Annotated in this window: 16 protein-coding genes; 10 read left to right on the plus strand and 6 right to left on the minus strand. The window is 73.6% G+C overall.

What is annotated here, in order from left to right; genetic code table 11:
- Window positions 1–301 precede the first annotated feature (301 nt).
- The 4 genes from GRQ65_RS07070 to GRQ65_RS07085 form a co-directional block, all read right to left on the minus strand.
- A complete protein-coding gene (locus GRQ65_RS07070; RefSeq protein ID WP_160876668.1) occupies window positions 302–1936 on the minus strand; it encodes a long-chain-fatty-acid--CoA ligase in 1635 nt (544 codons plus the stop codon).
- A gap of 90 nt (window positions 1937–2026) precedes the next feature.
- A complete protein-coding gene (locus tag GRQ65_RS07075) occupies window positions 2027–2377 on the minus strand; it encodes an HNH endonuclease (RefSeq protein ID WP_337191545.1) in 351 nt (116 codons plus the stop codon).
- A 16-nt stretch (window positions 2378–2393) separates the two neighbouring features.
- Window positions 2394–3068, minus strand: a complete 675-nt coding sequence (locus tag GRQ65_RS07080; protein WP_202387774.1) for a VTT domain-containing protein — start codon at window positions 3066–3068, stop codon at window positions 2394–2396.
- Between the two features lie 91 nt (window positions 3069–3159).
- Window positions 3160–3429: a hypothetical protein gene (locus GRQ65_RS07085; protein ID WP_160876670.1), complete on the minus strand. Its 270-nt coding sequence runs from the start codon at window positions 3427–3429 to the stop codon at window positions 3160–3162.
- Between the two features lie 212 nt (window positions 3430–3641).
- On the opposite strand from GRQ65_RS07085, the gene GRQ65_RS07090 reads away from it, so the two are divergent.
- From GRQ65_RS07090 to GRQ65_RS07105, 4 genes are all read left to right on the plus strand, one after another.
- The gene (locus tag GRQ65_RS07090; protein WP_202387775.1) at window positions 3642–5108 is read left to right on the plus strand and encodes an MFS transporter; all 1467 of its coding nucleotides are present in this window, start codon (window positions 3642–3644) and stop codon (window positions 5106–5108) included.
- Window positions 5109–5357: 249 nt separating this feature from the next.
- Window positions 5358–7547 (plus strand): DEAD/DEAH box helicase, encoded by a 2190-nt coding sequence (locus GRQ65_RS07095; RefSeq protein WP_160876672.1) that lies wholly within the window; start codon window positions 5358–5360, stop codon window positions 7545–7547.
- Window positions 7548–7604: 57 nt separating this feature from the next.
- Window positions 7605–8717 (plus strand): dioxygenase family protein, encoded by a 1113-nt coding sequence (locus tag GRQ65_RS07100; RefSeq protein WP_160876674.1) that lies wholly within the window; start codon window positions 7605–7607, stop codon window positions 8715–8717.
- Window positions 8718–8798: 81 nt separating this feature from the next.
- Entirely contained in the window at window positions 8799–9635 is an 837-nt protein-coding gene (locus tag GRQ65_RS07105; protein ID WP_160876676.1) for a family 16 glycosylhydrolase, read from the plus strand.
- A 197-nt stretch (window positions 9636–9832) separates the two neighbouring features.
- On the opposite strand, the gene GRQ65_RS07110 is transcribed toward GRQ65_RS07105, so the two are convergent.
- Window positions 9833–10600 (minus strand): hypothetical protein, encoded by a 768-nt coding sequence (locus tag GRQ65_RS07110; RefSeq protein WP_160876678.1) that lies wholly within the window; start codon window positions 10598–10600, stop codon window positions 9833–9835.
- 36 nt (window positions 10601–10636) lie between these two features.
- Here GRQ65_RS07110 and GRQ65_RS07115 point away from each other — a divergent pair, with 36 nt between their 5' ends.
- Window positions 10637–11464, plus strand: coding sequence for an acyl-CoA thioesterase domain-containing protein (locus GRQ65_RS07115; RefSeq protein WP_160876680.1), 828 nt, complete (start codon window positions 10637–10639; stop codon window positions 11462–11464).
- Window positions 11465–11585: 121 nt separating this feature from the next.
- Here GRQ65_RS07115 and GRQ65_RS07120 read toward each other — a convergent pair whose 3' ends face one another.
- Window positions 11586–12626, minus strand: coding sequence for a hypothetical protein (locus GRQ65_RS07120; protein WP_160876682.1), 1041 nt, complete (start codon window positions 12624–12626; stop codon window positions 11586–11588).
- A 15-nt stretch (window positions 12627–12641) separates the two neighbouring features.
- On the opposite strand from GRQ65_RS07120, the gene GRQ65_RS07125 reads away from it, so the two are divergent.
- From GRQ65_RS07125 to GRQ65_RS07145, 5 genes are all read left to right on the plus strand, one after another.
- Window positions 12642–13058 carry a (deoxy)nucleoside triphosphate pyrophosphohydrolase gene (locus GRQ65_RS07125; RefSeq protein ID WP_160876684.1) on the plus strand — a complete coding sequence of 139 codons (417 nt, stop codon included), beginning with the start codon at window positions 12642–12644 and terminating at the stop codon, window positions 13056–13058.
- Window positions 13055–13972, plus strand: coding sequence for an N-acetyl-1-D-myo-inositol-2-amino-2-deoxy-alpha-D-glucopyranoside deacetylase (gene mshB / locus GRQ65_RS07130; RefSeq protein WP_160876686.1), 918 nt, complete (start codon window positions 13055–13057; stop codon window positions 13970–13972). The genes GRQ65_RS07125 and mshB overlap by 4 nt, the downstream gene beginning before the upstream one ends.
- A gap of 14 nt (window positions 13973–13986) precedes the next feature.
- Window positions 13987–14346 (plus strand): hypothetical protein, encoded by a 360-nt coding sequence (locus GRQ65_RS07135; protein WP_160876688.1) that lies wholly within the window; start codon window positions 13987–13989, stop codon window positions 14344–14346.
- A gap of 186 nt (window positions 14347–14532) precedes the next feature.
- Window positions 14533–16191, plus strand: coding sequence for a VanW family protein (locus GRQ65_RS07140; RefSeq protein ID WP_160876690.1), 1659 nt, complete (start codon window positions 14533–14535; stop codon window positions 16189–16191).
- 10 nt (window positions 16192–16201) lie between these two features.
- Complete coding sequence (locus GRQ65_RS07145; protein ID WP_160876692.1) at window positions 16202–17278, plus strand: WD40/YVTN/BNR-like repeat-containing protein; 1077 nt, start codon at window positions 16202–16204, stop codon at window positions 17276–17278.
- Window positions 17279–17288 lie beyond the last annotated feature (10 nt).

The raw sequence follows: 17288 nt of genomic DNA on the forward strand, positions 1-17288 counted from the left end.
CAGCCGCGCCATCTTCAGCCGGCCAGGTGGGGTCAGGGACGCGTTGGGGTGAGTAACGTGCATCAGCGAGGACCTCCGAGTGTTGAGGTGTGTGTTGCGTGGTTGCTCCACATCTCACTCGGAGGTCTTCGTCATCGTTCAGCCGGCACGCCGTACCTAACGTCCGTGGATGGAACAGCTAGCGGACCTCCTCAACCACCGGCGGCGACGGTCCTAGCGGACCTCCTCAACCACCGGCAGCGACGGTCGCTTGCGCGACCTCCTCGACCACCGACAGTGAGACCCCTTCCCGCCGTGACGCTCAGGAGATGGTGCGCTCGCGCCCTTCCCAGTACGGCGCGCGCAGCTCGCGCTTGAGCACCTTGCCCGACGGGTTGCGGGGGAGGGCCTCGACGACCTCGACGGAGGTCGGGCACTTGTAGTGCGCGATCTGCGTGCGGGTGTGGGCGATGACCTCGTCGGCGGTGAGCGTGCGGCCCGGGCGAGCGACGACGACGGCGTGCGGGGTCTCGCCCCAGCGCTCGGAGGGGATGCCGACGACGGCGACCTCGAGGACGTCGGGGTGGGTCATGATCGCGTTCTCGACCTCGGCGGGGTAGATGTTCTCCCCGCCCGACATGAGCAGGTCCTTGATGCGGTCGCGCAGGAAGACGTAGCCGTCCTGGTCGACGTACCCCGCGTCACCGGTGCGGAAGAAACCGTCCGGCCAGAACGCCGCGGCCGTCGCCTCGGGGTTGCGCCAGTAGCCGACCGTCACCGAGCCGCCGCGCGTGCAGACCTCGCCGGTCACGCCGACCGGGCACGGCTCGCCGGTCTCGGCGTCGCGGATCTCGACCTCGATGCCGGTCACGGGGCGCCCGGCCGAGCGCAGCTTGCTGTGCTCGCTGACGACGTGGTCGTCCGCGCCGAGCACGGTGGTGACGCCGACGGTCTCGGTCAGGCCGTAGCTCTGCGCGAGCCTGGCGCCGAACACCTCCTGTGCGCGCACCATGACCGACTCCGAGATCGGCGAGCCGCCGTAGACGACCCACTCGACGCTGGAGTAGTCGGCCTGCGAGGCCTCCGGGCTCGAGATGAACAGCTGGATGACCGTCGGCACCATGATCACGTGGGTCGCGCGGTGGCCGACGAGGTGCGCCAGCAGCCCCTGCGGCGTGACCTCGGTGAACTGCACGATCCGCCCACCCGCGGCGATCGCGATGAGCGACCAGCCGCCCGCGGCGATGTGGTAGTACGGCGTCGGGACGAGGCTCACCGAGCGCGGCGAGACGTCGAACTGCGCGCCGAACGCCGCCACCGACCACAGGAACGAAGCGACCGTCGTGACCACGCCCTTGGGGCGACCGGTGGTGCCGGAGGAGTACATCAGGCACGCCACGTCGTCGCCGGTGCTGTCGCGGTGCGGGTCCTCGGCGGGCCCGCTCGCCACGAAGTCGGCGTACGCCGTCCACCCGGGACGCGGCGTCTCCAGGGCGGCGTCCTGGGCGAAGACGAGCGCAGGGCCGGACAGGGCGGCGACCGCCGCGTCGGGCACGAGCTCGACGAGGTGCTGCTCGACCAGGATCGCGGCCGGGGCGGCGTCGCCCAGGATCCACTCGACCTCCGGGGGAGCGAGGCGGAAGTTGAGCGGGACGATCACCAGGCCGGCCTTGGAGGCGGCGAAGAACAGCTCCCAGTACTCCGTCGCGTTGCGCGCGAGGTAGGCGACCCGGTCACCCGGCGCGAGCCCGGCGGCGACGAGGCCGGAGGCCAGCGCGCTCGAGCGGGCGTCGAGCTCGCCGTGGGTCAGCGAGCGCCCGTCGCCGACCACGACCGGCTCGTCGGGCTGACTCGCGGCGGTCGCGCGGAGGAGGTCGGCGAGGCTGTGCGCGGAGGCGATGCGGTCGCTGAACGACGTGGCCTCGGGGCTCTGGGTCCGTTCGGTCAGCTCGGTCACGGGGCGGCTCCTGGGTCGGCGGGCCAGTCGCTACAACTGGCAGAGTCGCCGTCCATCATGGCACCGACCCGGCGTCGAGGACAGGGTGCGTCAGGCGGTCGCGGTGGCGGCGAGGGCGCGGCTGATCTCGGCCCAGCGCACCAGGAACGCCCGCTCGTCGAGCTTCTTGCGACGCAGCCAACCGGTGACCTCGTCGTTGCACTTGCTGGCGTTGCACGAGCCGCACGCCGGCACGACGTTGAGCAGGGTGTAGCGCCCGCCGCGCGAGATCGGCAGCACGCAGTCCTTCTGCAGCGCCGCGCCCCGACCGGTGCAGTAGGCGCAGCCTCCCCACGCCTCCATCAGTGCGTGCCACTGCTCGTCGCTGAGGTCGTGCTCGACCTTCGCCATCCGCTTCGCCCGGCGCCGGGCGTACGTCGCCGCGCGGGTCCTCGAAGGCACCGCTCGACCCTAGGGCTCAGGCGTTCGCGTCGGCGCGCGACTCGCGGACGCGGCGGCGTACGCGCAGGGTGACGAAGAGCAGCACGAGCGCGGCGACGACCACCACGACGACGTTGGAGAGCAGTCCGGACCAGCGGGTCAGGGCGGGCTCGAGGGCGGGGCCGAGGGCGAAGCCGAGACCGATCCACAGGGCGTTCCAGACGCCGGAGCCGATGGTCGTGTAGAGCGTGAACCGCCAGAACGGCATGTGGTCGATGCCGGCCGGGATCGAGACGAAGCTGCGCACGAGCGGCACGCACCGGCCGACGAGCACGGCGGCCGCGCCCCAGCGCTGGAAGAACCGCTCGGCGCGGTCGAAGTCCTCGCCGTCGAGCAGCGGCAGCCGCTCGATGAGGGCCCGCGTGCGGTGGCGACCCAGCGCACGCCCGGCCCACCACCAGCCCCACGCGCTCGTCACCGCGCCGACGGTGGCGGCGAGGATCGCGAGCCACGGGTTCATCCGGCCCTCGTAGGCCAGGAACCCCGCGACCGGCAGCACCGCCTCGGAGGGGATCGGCGGGAAGAATGTCTCGAGGAACACCGCCACGCCCACCCCGACCTCGCCGAGCGTCTCCATCAGGCTGAGGACGAAGCCCACCAGACCTTCGGCGTCGCTGGACGCGGCGTACGGGGTCGTCGAGGTGGCGGCCACGCTGGAACCGTAGCGTCGCGGTGGTGGCCGGGCCGCTTCGCCGGCAGCCCACCGCCGCCCCCCAGGCGGCAGTGGGCCGGAGCGGTCAGCGTCAGGGCTTCATCCAGTGCGGGTGGGTGTGGTCGCCCTTGCACACGTAGTGGCGGCCCTTGGCGTCCCAGCCGGACTTGCCGTACGAAGCCTGGGGGCAGAACTGGCCGCCCCGGATGCACGAGCCGCTCGAGGTGTGGGTGCAGGGGTGGCCGACGACCGCGGAGGCGGGCGCGGAGACGGCCTGGGCGGGGCCGGCGACGAACGCGACGGGCCCGGCGAGGCCGGCGAGGGCGAGGGTGGCGGCCGCGACGGCGGTCCTGAGCATCATGTGGTCTCCCGTGTGGTCCGCCCGGCGGGCGGTCGGCGCGAGCCTGGCGGCGTCAGGGGTCGGTTGTCGCCGTTCCGGTAGCCAAAGGGCCCGAAGTGACCAGGTGGGGTGGACGCCGCCGGTGGTTGCCGTGACCGGGACGCGTCAACCCCGAGGGGTGACGATGCCGTCAGATTGGTTGCCAGGATCAACCACCGCTAACGTCGGACGACGTGACCACCACGTCGACCGCGCAGGGTCAGCCGAGCACCCAGAGCGCGGGCCACCCGATGCTCCCCGTCGTCGTCCTGTGCTTCGGCGGCCTGACCGCCTCGCTGACCCAGACCCTGCTCATCCCGATCCAGAGCGAGCTGCCCCAGCTGCTCGACACGTCGGGGCCCAACGCCGCGTGGGTCATCACGATCACGCTGCTCGCGGGCGCTGTCGCGATGCCGACGGCGGGCCGGCTGGCCGACCTGTTCGGCAAGCAGCGCGTCATCACGGTGAGCGCGGCACTGCTCGTGGTCTCCTCGGCGATCTGCGCGCTGTCGGACTCGCTCGTCCCGATGCTCGTCGGTCGCGCGGGGCAGGGCCTCGCGATGGGCTTCATCCCGGTCGGCATCTCGCTGATGCGCGAGATCACCCCGCCGCACCTGTCCGGTACGGCGATCGCGGCGATGAGCGCGACCCTCGGCGTCGGCGGCGCGATCGGGCTGCCGCTGTCGGCGTGGATCGTCGACGTGAGCGACTGGCACACGCTGTTCTGGGTCGCGACCGGCATGGCGCTGGTCGTGCTCGTGGCCGTGTGGACCTGCGTGCCGCACGTCGCCGACGGCGGCCGCGGCCGCTTCGACGGCATCGGCGCGGTCGGCCTCGCGATCGGCCTCGTGTCGTTCCTGGTCGGCATCTCCAAGGCCACCACCTGGGGCTGGGGCGACGCCCGCACCCTCGGTGCGATCGTCGCGGGCATCGTGGTGCTGGTCGCGTGGGCGGCGTTCGAGATCCGTCGCACCGACCCGCTCGTCGACCTGCGCACCACCGCCCAGCTGCCGGTGCTGATGACCAACGTCGCCGCCGTGGCGGTCGGCTTCGGGATGATGGCGCAGGCCATCGTCGTGCCGCAGCTGCTCCAGCTGCCGGAGGCCACCGGCTACGGCCTCGGCCAGTCGCTGCTCGCGACCGGTCTGTGGATGGCCCCGTCCGGGCTGATGATGCTGCTCTTCGCGCCCGTCTCGAGCACGCTCATCCGCCGCCTCGGCGCCAAGGTCACGCTGATGATCGGCGCCAGCGTCCTCGGCGTCGGCTACCTCGTCGCCCTCTTCCTCATGGACGCGCCGTGGAAGCTGCTCATCGCCACCTGCGTCGCCTCGGCCGGCGTCGGCATCGGCTACGCCGCCATGCCCACCCTCATCCTCGACTCGGTGCCGATGCGCGAGGCCGGCTCCGCGGTCGGCGTCAACGCCCTGATGCGCTCGGTCGGCACCACCGTCGCCGCCGCGATCATGGCCACCGTGCTGACCAGCGTCACGGTGAGCGCGGGCGGGTTCGACCTGCCCTCCGAGGCGGCGTTCCGCTGGTGCTTCGGGCTGGGCGCGCTCGCGGCGTTCGTGGGCGTCGCGATCACCGGGCTCATCCCGCGCCGGGCCCAGGACTCGGACGTCGCGGCCACCCCGGCGACCGTCGAGGCCGCCACGCGCTGACCCGCCGAAGCGCGTCTGACGCGGACGAGGGGTACGATCGACCCGATCCCCTCGCCCGACGCCGCGCCGCGCGCTGCTCCGAGCGTTCGGGATCAGGCGCCGATCAGGCGCCGCTCGCGTCGGGGGCCCAGCCCGGGCCCGTGCGTACGACGGCCACCGGACCCCGCCTGGTCCGAGTCGGCGGACGACGACCCCGTCGCTCGGCAGACGGCTGCGTCCAGACGTGCGCAGCCCTGGAGAGGGAGCTTCTTGGCCAGACGAGGCCAGCGGCAGTCCGGCCAGCGGACCGCCCAGGGCAACCAGAACAACGGCAACAACCACGGCAACCACGGCAACGGGGGCAACCGCCAGCGCCGCCACGGTGACAACGAGGGCATCATCCCGGTCCTCGCGCGCGCCGTCCGCGAGGTCGAGGCCCGCGCCCAGCGCGGCCCCGTGTCGCCGTCCGCGCGCACGAAGTTCCAGGTCGTGGCGCTGCTGGTGCGCGAGGAGCGCGCCCGCATCAAGGCCGACACCGAGGCCAGCGAGGCCAAGAAGGCCGACCAGCTCAAGCGCCTCGACGGCGTCGCCACCATCCTCGCCAAGACGACCGCGGCCGACACCTCTCTGTTCTCCCTGCTCGCCGACGACGCCAAGATCTCGGAGGCCGCCAAGGAGCTGCGCCGCGAGATGATCGCGGCCGCCGGCATGGAGGTGCCCGAGGAGGAGCCCGAGCCGACGCACACGGTCGCCACCCCCGGACACGAGCGCCGCGTCACGCCCCAGTCGGTGATCTCGCGCCGCCTGGCCAACCCGTTCCTCGTCCCCGACTTCTCCGCCGCCGAGGAGCACCGCCCCCGCGCCCGTCGCCTGGCGACGTGGGAGCTGCTCGGCCCGCTCTTCCGCTCCTTCGAGTACGGCGGCGCCGCGGCCGTGATGCCGCTGCCCGAGCCGGGCCGGATCAAGGTGCCCGCCGGTCAGGAGCTGATGCGCCACCAGGCCCAGCTCGTGCAGTCCGCCGCCGACGGTCATCGCACCTACCTGCTCGCCGACGAGCCCGGCCTCGGCAAGACCGCGCAGGCCCTGATGGCCGCGCAGGCCGCCAACGCCTTCCCGCTGCTCGCGGTCGTGCCCAACGTCGTCAAGACCAACTGGGGCCGCGAGGCCGGCATCTGGACGCCCAACCGCCCGGTGACGGTCATCCACGGCGACGGCTACGACATCGACGGCTTCGCCGACATCGTCGTGGTCAACTACGAGATCCTCGACCGCCACGTCGGCTGGCTCGGCGACTTCGGCTTCCGCGGGATGGTCGTCGACGAGGCCCACTTCATCAAGAACAAGCAGTCGCAGCGCAGCCAGAACGTCCTGGCCCTCTCCGAGCGCATCCGCGCCCGCTGCGCCCGCCCGCTGCTCATGGCGCTGACCGGCACGCCGCTGATCAACGACATCGAGGACTTCCACGCGATCTGGGAGTTCCTGGGCTGGATCGACGACAAGATGCCGCTCGCCAAGCTGATGGACAAGCTCGAGGACATCGGGCTGACCCCGGCCGACGCAGGCTTCTACCCCGCGGCTCGCAGCGCCGTGGTCGAGATGGGCATCGTGCGCCGCCGCAAGGTCGACGTCGCCGCCGACATCCCGGCCCGCCGCATCGCCGACCTGCCGGTCGAGCTCGACGACGAGATCGGGCGCACCATCCGCGAGGCCGAGCGCAAGCTCGCGCTGCACCTGCTCGAGCGCTACGACATGGCCATCGCGACCCGGCGTTCGGGCGCGGTCGTCGACGGCATCGACCACGAGCTCGTACGCCGCGTCGCGACCTGGGAGCGCGAGGACACCTCGAGCTCGAGCACGACGTCCGACTCCGAGAACGTCTTCCAGATGCTGCGCCGCATCGGCCAGGCCAAGGCCGGACTCGCGGCCGACTACGCCGCGCAGCTCGCGCGCTCGGTCGGCAAGGTGGTCTTCTTCGCCAAGCACGTCGACGTCATGGACCTCGCGGGCGAGACGTTCACCAAGCGCGGCATCCGCTACTCCGAGATCCGCGGCGACCAGACGCCCAAGCAGCGCGAGGCCGCGATCAAGGCCTTCGACGAGGACCCCGACACCCAGGTCATCGTCTGCTCGCTGATGGCGGCGGGCGTCGGGCTCAACCTGCAGATCGCCTCCAACGTCGTGCTCGCCGAGCTCTCGTGGACCGACGCCGAGCAGACACAGGCGATCGACCGCGTGCACCGCATCGGCCAGGCCGAGCCGGTCACCGCGTGGCGCATCATCGCCTCGCAGACCATCGACACCAAGATCGCCGAACTCATCGACTCCAAGGCCGGGCTCGCCGCCCGGGCCCTCGACGGCACCGACGAGGAGGTCGGCTCGAGCGTCGACATCCAGCTCGAGGCCCTGGTCGCGCTGCTCACCCAGGCCCTCGAGGAGCGCGAGGGCTCGGCCGACGCCTAGGTCTCGTCCTACGGCACGCACAGGCCCGTCACAGACGGCGCCGCCAGGCTGCGGGGCATGACGACACACCACCCCCGCACCCGGCGCGCCGTGCTGCGCGCCTCCGCCGTCACGGGCGCCGCCGCCGCCGCGGCGGTCGTCGCCGTACGCGGCCTCGCCGGCAGCGCCGTCGCCGGCGTGCCGACCGCGAGCTCGCGCCTCGCGCTGGCCGCGACCACGGGCTGCGCGACCCTCACGCCCGAGGAGACCCAGGGCCCCTACTGGATCGACGAGCGGCTGCGTCGCAGCGACATCCGCGCCGACTCCGAGACCGGTGCCGTCCAGGGCGGGGTGCCCCTCACCCTGACGATCAGGCTGCAGGACGCCGGCGCCGGCTGCGCGCCGCAGACGGGGGCCTACGTCGACATCTGGCACTGCAGCGCCCAGGGCACCTACTCCGACGTCTCCGCCAACGGCACCGTCGGCCAGGACTGGCTGCGCGGCTACCAGGTCAGCGACGCCGACGGGGCCGTCACGTTCACGACGGTCTACCCGGGCTGGTACACCGGTCGCACCGTCCACATCCACCTGCGGATCCGCTCGTCGCTGGACTCCTCCGCGGTGGACTTCACCTCGCAGATCTACTTCGACGACACCGTCAACGACACCGTCATGGCGAGCACGGCCTACCGCAAGAGCGGCACCCGCACCCGCAACGCCTCCGACGGCATCTACGACGCGGTCAACCAGGTCACGCCCGTCGGCAGCGTCGCCGCCGGCTACACCGCCACCTTCACCGCCCTGCTCGACTTCGGCGACGGGACGGCCGGCTCCTCCGGGACGACGGACTCCTCGACGGGCACGAGCGGCTCGAGCGACTCCGGTTCCGGCGGCACCGCGCTCGTGCGGGCGGAGCTCGCCGGCACGACGGTCGCCGCCACCGGCCGCGGGCGGGTGCTCCAGGTGCGGCTGCGGACCCGCGAGCGGCTCACCGGCCGGGTGCGACTCGTGCGCCACGACGACGTGCTCGCGCACCGGCGCTGGGGCTGGCTGACCAAGGGCGCCCACACGCTGCGGCTGCGGGTGCCGCGCGACGTGGCCGCCGGCCCGGCCAGGGTCGTGCTGACGCTCGCCGACCGCGACGGCAACGTCCGCACCGTGCGGCGCCGGGTCGACGTACCCCGCGCCTGAAGCGCCTCCGCGGCTTGTCGCCGGCCTCTACCCTGGGCGCGGGGCCCGGCCGGGCCTCGTCGGGGTGCGAGGGGACGACGCGTGCGGCGTACGACGGTCGCAGTCGCTCTGCTGGCCTGCACGGGGGTGCTGGTCGGCTGCGGGAGCGGCGACGACGAGACCTCGTCCCGCGCGCCCGAGGACCGCACGCTGGTGTGGTCCGACGAGTTCGAGGGCGCCAACGGCGCGCTGCCCGACGCGTCCAAGTGGAAGATCGAGCAGTACGCCGACGCCACCGACACCGAGAAGCAGTGCTACACCAACTCCACCGACAACCTCCACACCGACGGCCAGGGCTACCTCGTCATCTCCGCGCTCGAGCAGGCCGGCAACTGCGCCGACGGGTGGTACCGCTTCGTCACCTCCGGGCGCATCACCACCGAGGGCATCGACAGCTGGAAGTACGGCCGCTTCGAGATGCGCGCCAAGATGCCCAGCGGCGTCGGCACCTGGCCGGCGTTCTGGGCGATCGGCGAGGACCCCGACCCGTCGGTGGAGTGGCCCGAGCTCGGTGAGATCGACGCGATGGAGTACGTCGGGCGCGACCCGACGCACCTCATCGGCACCATCCACGGCGCCACCGACTCCGGCGAGCGGTGGTTCCTCCAGGCCGAGACCGACGCCCCCGAGCCGCTCTCGGAGGCCATGCACACCTACGCCGTCGACTGGGACGCCGACCGCGTGATCTGGTACCTCGACGGTCAGGAGTACGGCCGGATCACCCGCGACGAGGCCGAGGAGCGCGGCGTCTGGGAGTTCGACCGGCCCTTCCACCTCATCCTCAACCTCGCCATCGGCGGGGTGCTCGGCGGCGAGGTGCCCGAGGACCTCGCCTACCCGCAGGAGCTGGTCGTCGACTACGTGCGGGTCTACCAGTAGCTACCGGCGGCCGAGGAAGGACGAAGTCCTGTCGTTCCCGGTGGTCGGGAAGGACGAAGTCCTCTCGTTCCCGGTGGTCGGGAAGGACGAAGTCCTGTCTCGAAACCACTGCTGCAGCCCGGGCGGTCTCGAGACGGTCGGCAGCGCGACCTCCCGACCACCGGCGTACGACGACCGCTGCTCGACCACCGGCTGGCTCAGCGCCGCAGCCGCACCCGCGCGTAGCGGAACCCGACCATCCGCTGGAAGTGCCGCAGACCGTTGGTCTGCTCGGGCGGGGTCGCGGTGTCGAGGAGGTAGCGCACGCCGCGCTGGGCCAGCGCCGTCACCAGCGCGCTGGTCGCGAGGTAGCGCGCGTCGCTGTGGGCGTCGCTGCGCCCGAGGGTGCGGAAGTAGCGCAGCACGGCCAGCGGTCCGTCGTACGGCGCCACGGCGAGCAGGAGCGGGGTGCCGTCGCCGTCCTCGGCGACGAGCCACAGGTCGTAGGTGAGCAGGTCGTCGTTGTCGGGGTGCGCGACGCGGTAGCCGGGGTCGACGTGCTCCTGCTCGGCCTCGTCGGCGGCCGCCACGAGCGCGCGGCGTTCGGACTCGTCGTCGACGGGGCGGACCTTCGTGCCGTGCTTCTCCGCGGCGCGGATCTTGCGGCGCAGCGTCGCCGCGCGCTTGCCGACGAGGTGCTCGTCGGGGTCGGCCGGCACCTCGAGGACGGCGGTGCCGAGCAGTCGCGCGGGCACGCCGTAGCTCACCCGGGTCGCGATCACGTCGCACACCGCGCGACCGGCCGGGGTGTCGCTCGGGCGCGCCTCGACGACCGGCAGCGCGCGGATCGCGCGCACGGCGTCGCGCACCTCGCGCGGGTGGGCGAGCGCCCAGCGCAGCCCGGGGCGGCCCGCGTCGACGTAGGCGTTCCAGAACTCGGCGAGCCCCTTCTCGGACGCGGTGTCGGTGCGGTCGTCGAGGCTCACCCCACCAGCCTGGCAGCAAGGACCTAGCCTCGTCGGGTGATCGCCGAGTACGACCGACACCTCGCCGCCACGCCTGCAGGCGAGGGCCGCTACGACGTCGAGGTGCCCGCGGGGTGGGCCGTCGGCGGTGGCATCAACGGCGGGTTCCTGCTGTCGCTGATGGTCAACGCGCTGCGCGACGCGCTGCCGGCGATGCCCGATCCGCTCGCGACCAGCGCGCACTTCCTCTCCGCGTCCGTGCCGGGCCCGGCGCAGGTCGTGGTCGGCGTACGCCGCGAGGGCGGGTCGGTCGCCACCGCCGACGTCGAGCTCGTGCAGGGCGGGGTCACCCGGATCGCCGCGACGGTCACCTGCGGCGACCTCGACCGCTTCGCCGCCCGCGGCTCGGCGTCCGACCGCAGCCTCGCCGAGCCGCTCGCGCTGCCGCCGATCGAGGAGTGCTTCGCTTCGGCGGACGCACCCGACGAGGTCAAGGCGTTCGTCGCCATGCTCGGCCGCTTCGACCTGCGCCTCGACCCGGCCCACGCCGGCTGGGGCGGCGGCACCCCCGGCGGCACGGGCGTCGTGCAGAGCTGGTGGCGGCTCGACGACGGTCGCGAGCCCGACGTCGTCTCGCTGCTGACCGCCGTCGACGTGCTGCCGCCGGTCACCTTCGACCTCGGCCTGCCGGGCTGGGCGCCCACGATCGAGCTCACGGCGTACGTCCGCGCCCGCCCCGCCCCCGGCTGGCTCCGCATCCGCCACGCCACCAAGCAGCTCGCCGGCGGGCTGTTCGAGGAGGACTGCGAGGTCTGGGACTCCGCCGACCGGCTCGTCGCCCAGAGCCGTCAGCTCGCCCTCGTGCCCCGCCCGATGCCCTCCTGACCCTGCGCCGCCCCTACCGCTTGTAACGCGGAGTTGGTGACGGTTCCGACCCGTTGCAACGGGTCGGAACCGTCACCAACTCCGCGTTACAGCTGGGCGGTACGGCGGGGGAGGGGGCCGTTCAGCGCCGGTCGAACCAGGTGCGCGGCATGGCGTAGACCCAGCGGCGACGGGGGTGCTCGGTGACGGACCAGAGCAGGTCGGAGTCGGGGTCCCAGGCGATGTCCTCGGGGCCCATCGGCGCGGCCCAGCGGTGGCGGCGGAACGCGCCGGGGCGCCCGACGTGCACCGAACCGGGGACGCGGGGGCCGTGGGAGGTGGTGACGTACCACCGTCCCGCCGCGATCACCGCGCCCTGCGCGCGGGCCACGCCGCCGTCGTCGAGGTCGAGCGGGCGCGCGAGCCCCTCCTCCTCGGTCAGGAACTTCGTGGTCGGGTCGACGGGGAACCGCGCGAGCCGCCGCGTCTGCTTCGGGCCGCCGTACTCGCCGACGACCAGCGCCGGAGGATCGGCCTCGCGGTCGAGGGAGAGGAAGGAGTAGCGCAGCCGTTCGACGCCGTCGCCGGTCTCGGCGCGGTAGGCGAAGCGGACGGGCAGCACGTAGCGGTGGTCGCCGGTCACCTCGCCCAGCGCCCCCGGCGTCGGCAGGCGCAGCAGGTCGTCGACGCGGCACGTGACGATCCCGCGGGCGGTGGCCGCGATGTGCACGTAGGGCCCGTGCCAGACCAGTCCGCCCGCGTGCACCTTGAGCGGCTCGACGCCGGCCACGCCGTCGCGCAGCGTCGGGCGCACGAGCAGCACGTGGCGGTAGCGGCGGCGCCGCGTGTCGAGGAAGGTCAACCGCGAGCCGCCCTGCGTGGAGTACCACGACACGACGACCAGGTCGCGCGAGCCGCCGAGGTCCGCGACGTCGGCGTCGGTCGCCGTCGAGACGCCCTGCGGCCACCAGACCGGGTCGCGGCGGTCGGCGGCGTCCCACGTCCAGGCCCGTCGTACGGCGCGCCCCGGGGCCCAGGTGCGCCGGGCCCGGCGGTCGAGGTCGCCGACGAACGCCGACAGCGGGACCCGCCCGCCGAGCCGCTCGGCGAGCGCGTCGATCTCGGCGACGTTCTCGGCGGTGCGCCGCAGGTGGAGGTCGACCGGGGGCGGGGTGTCGCTCACCTCGACAATGTAGGCATGGCCACCGACGTCTCCCCACAGGTCGTCGTCGGCGCCGCCGTCGTCCGCGACGGCCGGGTGCTCGCGGCCCGTCGTACGACCCCGCCCGAGGCGGCGGGGCGCTGGGAGTTCCCGGGCGGCAAGGTCGACGAGGGCGAGAGTGACGACGCCGCGCTGGTGCGCGAGCTGGCCGAGGAGCTCGGCGTCCGCGTGCGGGTCGTGCGCTGGCTCGCCGGAGAGCAGTCCGTGGGACCCGGCGGCCGCTACCGGCTGCGGGTCGCCGTGGTGCGGCTGGAGGCGGGCGAGCCGGAGGCCACCGAGCACGACCGGCTGCGCTGGCTCGACCCCGCCCGGCTCGACGAGGTGGACTGGCTCGACGGCGACCGGCCCTTCCTCGACGAGCTGTCGGCGCTCGCTCCTACGCTGGACCCATGACCGCTCCGGACCGCCGCCTGCTGCTCGTGCACGCCCACCCCGACGACGAGACGATCGGCACCGGGGCGACGATGGCGCGCTACGTCGAGGAGGGCGCCGGGGTCACGCTGGTGACCTGCACCGCCGGCGAGATGGGCGAGATCCTGGTGCCCGAGCTCGAGCACCTCGCTGCCGACCGCGAGGACAAGCTCGGCGAGCACCGCCGCGGCGAGATCGCCGACGCGATGGCCGCCCTCGGGGTCACCGACCACCGCTGGCTGGGGGGCTTCGGGACCTACCGCGACTCCGGCATGCAGTGGCACGCCGACGGCTACGCCATCGCCGCCGACACCGTCCACGACAACGCCTTCTCCGCCGCCGACCTGACCAAGGCCGCCAACGACCTCGTGCAGGTCGTGCGCGAGGTGCGCCCGCAGGTCCTGGTCACCTACGACGAGTTCGGGGGCTACGGTCACCCCGACCACATCCAGGCCCACCGGGTCGCGATGTACGCCGCCCAGCTCGCCGCCGTGCCGTCGTACCGTCCCGACCTCGGCGAGCCGTGGCGGATCGCGAAGATCTACTGGAGCGCGATGTCGGAGTCGCGGATGCGCGAGGGGCTGCGGGCCCTGCGCGACGCGGGCGACACGACGTCGTTCGAGGGGATGGACCCCGACGGTCCGCTGCCGCACTTCGTGACCGCCGACGAGCACCTGACCGCGGTCGTCGACGGCACCGCCCACGCCGAGCAGAAGATGGCCGCGATGCGCGCCTACCCGACCCAGATCACCCTCGACGGACCGTTCTTCGCGCTGTCCAACAACAAGGGCGACTCGGTCTGGGGTGAGGAGTTCTTCCGCATCGTGGCGGGCGAGCCCGGCCCCGTGGGCGGAGACGGCCTCGAGACCGACCTCTTCGCGGGGCTGGACGTCTGAGCGGGCGCGCACCGGTGTCCGTGCGCCTGCTGCCGCTCTCGGTCCTCGCCGGAGCGGCCGCGGCCGTCGCGGCCGTCGCCGTCCACCAGTGGTGGTGGGGCGCGGTCCTGGCCGTCGTCGCCGTCCTCGCGGTGGTGCTCTGCACCCCCGCCGGCTGGGCGACCCGGCTGCCCTTCGGTGCGGCGTACGCCGGGGTCACGGCGCTGGTCTCGACGACCCGCGGCGAGGGCGACTTCCTCGTCGGCTCCACCGCCACGGGCTACGTCGTCCTCGGGCTCGGCCTCGTCGTCCTCCTGCTCTGCGTCGCCACGCTCCCGCGCCCGGGGCGCGGTGCTTCTGAGCCCGACACGCCAGTTTCACCGGGTACCCGGTGAAACTGGTGCTTCCCGCACGAAGTTTCGGCCCACCAGCATGAGTTCCGTGCGGGCAGTCCTCGCGCGAGCGGACTGGCCCCACGGAACTCACGCTTCCCTCGCGAGTTTCGTGCGGGCAGCGTGAGTTTCACCGGGTACCCGGTGAATCTCCCCGATCCGAGTGACCAGAGTTCCTAGAGTGACCACGTGGGACTCCTGAGACGCCGGGTGAAGCGGCGCGGTGTCGGTCACGAGGCCGAGGGCGGCCGTGCCGTGCTGGTGATCGTGCTGGCGCTGCTGCTGCTCGCGGGCGGCGGCTGGGTCGCGGCGTACGCCGGGGCGAGCGGCAACCTGCCGCGCGGCACCACCATCGCGGGGGTCGCCGTCGGCGGGCAGGACCGCTACCAGGCCGCACGCACCCTCGCCGCGGGCGTGCAGTCCGAGCTCGACGCCCCGCTGACCCTGCAGGTCGGCACGACCACGACCCAGGTCACGCCCGCCGAGGCTGGGCTCTCGGTCGACGCGGTCGCCTCGGTGGCGCAGGCCCTCGGCCCCCGCAGCTGGGACCCCGAGCAGCTGTGGGGCTACTACTCTGGCGGCTCCGACCTCGAGCCCGTCGTCTCGGTCGACGCGGCCGCGATGGACGCGCTGCTGACGAAGGTCGAGGGCCTCGCCGGTGAGCCCGCCCGCGACGGCGGCGTCGACGTGACGAGCGGGCGCATCGAGCTGAAGGCGCCCCGCGAGGGTGCGACGCTCGACCGCGCGCAGGCGAGCGCGGCCGTGGTGGCGGCGTTCTCCGCCGGTCGTCACGAGCTCTCCCTCCCGCTGCTCTACACCGTGCCCGAGATCGACCAGGCCGACGTGGACCAGGCGGTCGCCACCCTCGCCAACCCGGCGCTGGCCGCGCCCGTGACGCTCGTCTTCGCGACCGGCCAGGTCACGCTCGGGCCGCAGGACTACGCCGACGTGCTGCAGATCGTGCCCCGCGACGGCGCGCTCGCCCTGCAGGTCGACCCGACGCTCGTGACCTCGCTCGTCGACCCCGCGGCGTACGCCGTCGCGCCGGTCGACGCCTCCCTCTCGCTCGCCACCGGCGCGCCCACGGTCGTGCCGGCCGTCGACGGGCAGACCTACGACGCCGCGGCGGTCGCCACCGCCCTGCAGCAGGCCGTCGTGGCGACCGGCGACGCCCGCACCGTCACCGTCCCCAGCGCCGTCGCCCCGGCCACGGTGCAGGCCGCCGACATCGAGGCGCTCGGGGTCCGCGAGCTCGTCTCGACCTTCGGCGTGCCGGTGCCCGCCACCGCCGGCGCGACCCTCACCGACGCCGTCGGGCGCCTCGACGGGGCGGTCGTGCGACCGGGGGAGACCTTCTCGCTCGCCGGTCGCATCGGCGACGCCCGCGGCGAGGGCGACCGGCTCGCCACTGCGGTCTGGAACGCCGGCTCGCTCGCCGGTCTCGTCGACGTCTCGCGCACCGCGCCGACGTCCTGGAGCGCCGGCCTGCCCGAGGGCCGCGACGCGGCGTACGCCGTCGGCGGGCCCGACCTGCAGCTGCGCGACGACGGCACCGCCGCCGTGCTGCTGTCGGCCCGGGTGGCCGACGGCGCGGTCACGGTCGACGTCTGGTCGACCAAGGAGTTCGACGTCGCCCTGACCGTCGGCGCGCGCTACGCCGGCGTCGCGCGGGCCACCGTCGCCGACGCGAACCCGACCTGCGTGGCCCAGGCGGGCGAGGACGGCTTCAGCGTCGACCTGGTCCGCACGGTCTCCCGCGTCGGCGATCCGACCCCCGTCCGCAGCGACACCGTCACCACGACGTACGCGCCGGTGGCTGCCGTGGTCTGCCAGCCCGCCGCGCAGTAGGTTGCCGAGCATGATCCCGGGTCGCTCACCTCGTCGTCGTCTCCTCTCCCTGCTCGGCTCCGTCGCGGCGGTGCTCGTCACCGTCCCGGCCGTCGTGGCGGTCTCGCCCGCGGCCGACGCCGCCGGCGGCTACCGCTGGCGCGACACCGACACGAGCAGCGAGTCGCACTTCCGCGGCCTCGCCGCCGTGAGCGCCAAGGTCGCCTGGGCCGGTGGGTACGACGGCACGATCGTGCGCACCGCCGACGGCGGGCGCACCTGGAAGGACGTCTCGCCCGGCCTCCCCGGCACCGAGGCGCTGCAGTTCCGCGACATCGAGGCGTGGGACTCGCGCAACGCCGTCGCGCTCGCCGTCGGCGAGGGCACCGACTCGCGCATCTACCGCACCTCCGACGGCGGCCAGACCTGGAAGCGCGGCTACCAGAACCGCAACCCCAAGGCGTTCTACGACTGCATGTCCTTCTGGGACCGCCGTCACGGCATCACCATCGGTGACCCGGTCAACGGCAGGTTGGCGGTGCTCGTCACCAACGACGGAGGCCGCAGCTGGGACAAGCGCCCGGGCCCGGCGGCGCTGAAGGGCGAGGCAGGCTTCGCCGCCAGCGGCCAGTGCACGGTCACGGCCGGCAAGAGCGACGCGTGGTTCGGCGGGGGCGGCCCGGCCGCCCGCGTCTTCCACACCGAAGACCGCGGTCGCACCTGGAGCGTCAGCGCGACCCCGCTCGCCTCCGGCGAGACCGGCGGCATCAACGGCCTCCTCGCCCTCGACCGCCGTCACGTGATGGCCGTCGGCGGCGACTTCAGCGACCCCGAGGCCGGCGCCGACACCGCGGCGTACTCCAACGACGGCGGCACCACCTGGACCGCCGCCGGCGACCTGCGCGGCTACCGCTCCAGCGTCGCGCTCGTCCCCGGCACCGAGGGCACCTTCATCGCCGTCGGCCTCACCGGCAGCGACGTCAGCCGCGACGGTGGCCTGACCTGGCGCAAGGTCGACAACAAGAGCCTCGACACCATCGACTGCTCCGCCGACGCCTGCTGGGGCTCCGGCGACCTCGGGCGGATCGCGGTGCTCACCGAGCGCTGATCCGTCGCGA

The sequence above is a fragment of the Nocardioides flavescens genome, from assembly GCF_009823805.1.
GTDB classification, from domain to species: Bacteria; Actinomycetota; Actinomycetes; order Propionibacteriales; family Nocardioidaceae; genus Nocardioides; species Nocardioides flavescens.

What these genes read in the sequence shown, in the direction of transcription:
- GRQ65_RS07085 (WP_160876670.1), bottom strand. Translation starts at nt 3,429, where the DNA reads ATGATGCTCAGGACCGCCGTCGCGGCCGCCACCCTCGCCCTCGCCGGC.
- GRQ65_RS07125 (WP_160876684.1), top strand. Translation starts at nt 12,642, where the DNA reads ATGGCCACCGACGTCTCCCCACAGGTCGTCGTCGGCGCCGCCGTCGTC.
- GRQ65_RS07145 (WP_160876692.1), top strand. Translation starts at nt 16,202, where the DNA reads ATGATCCCGGGTCGCTCACCTCGTCGTCGTCTCCTCTCCCTGCTCGGC.
- GRQ65_RS07100 (WP_160876674.1), top strand. Translation starts at nt 7,605, where the DNA reads ATGACGACACACCACCCCCGCACCCGGCGCGCCGTGCTGCGCGCCTCC.
- mshB (WP_160876686.1), top strand. Translation starts at nt 13,055, where the DNA reads ATGACCGCTCCGGACCGCCGCCTGCTGCTCGTGCACGCCCACCCCGAC.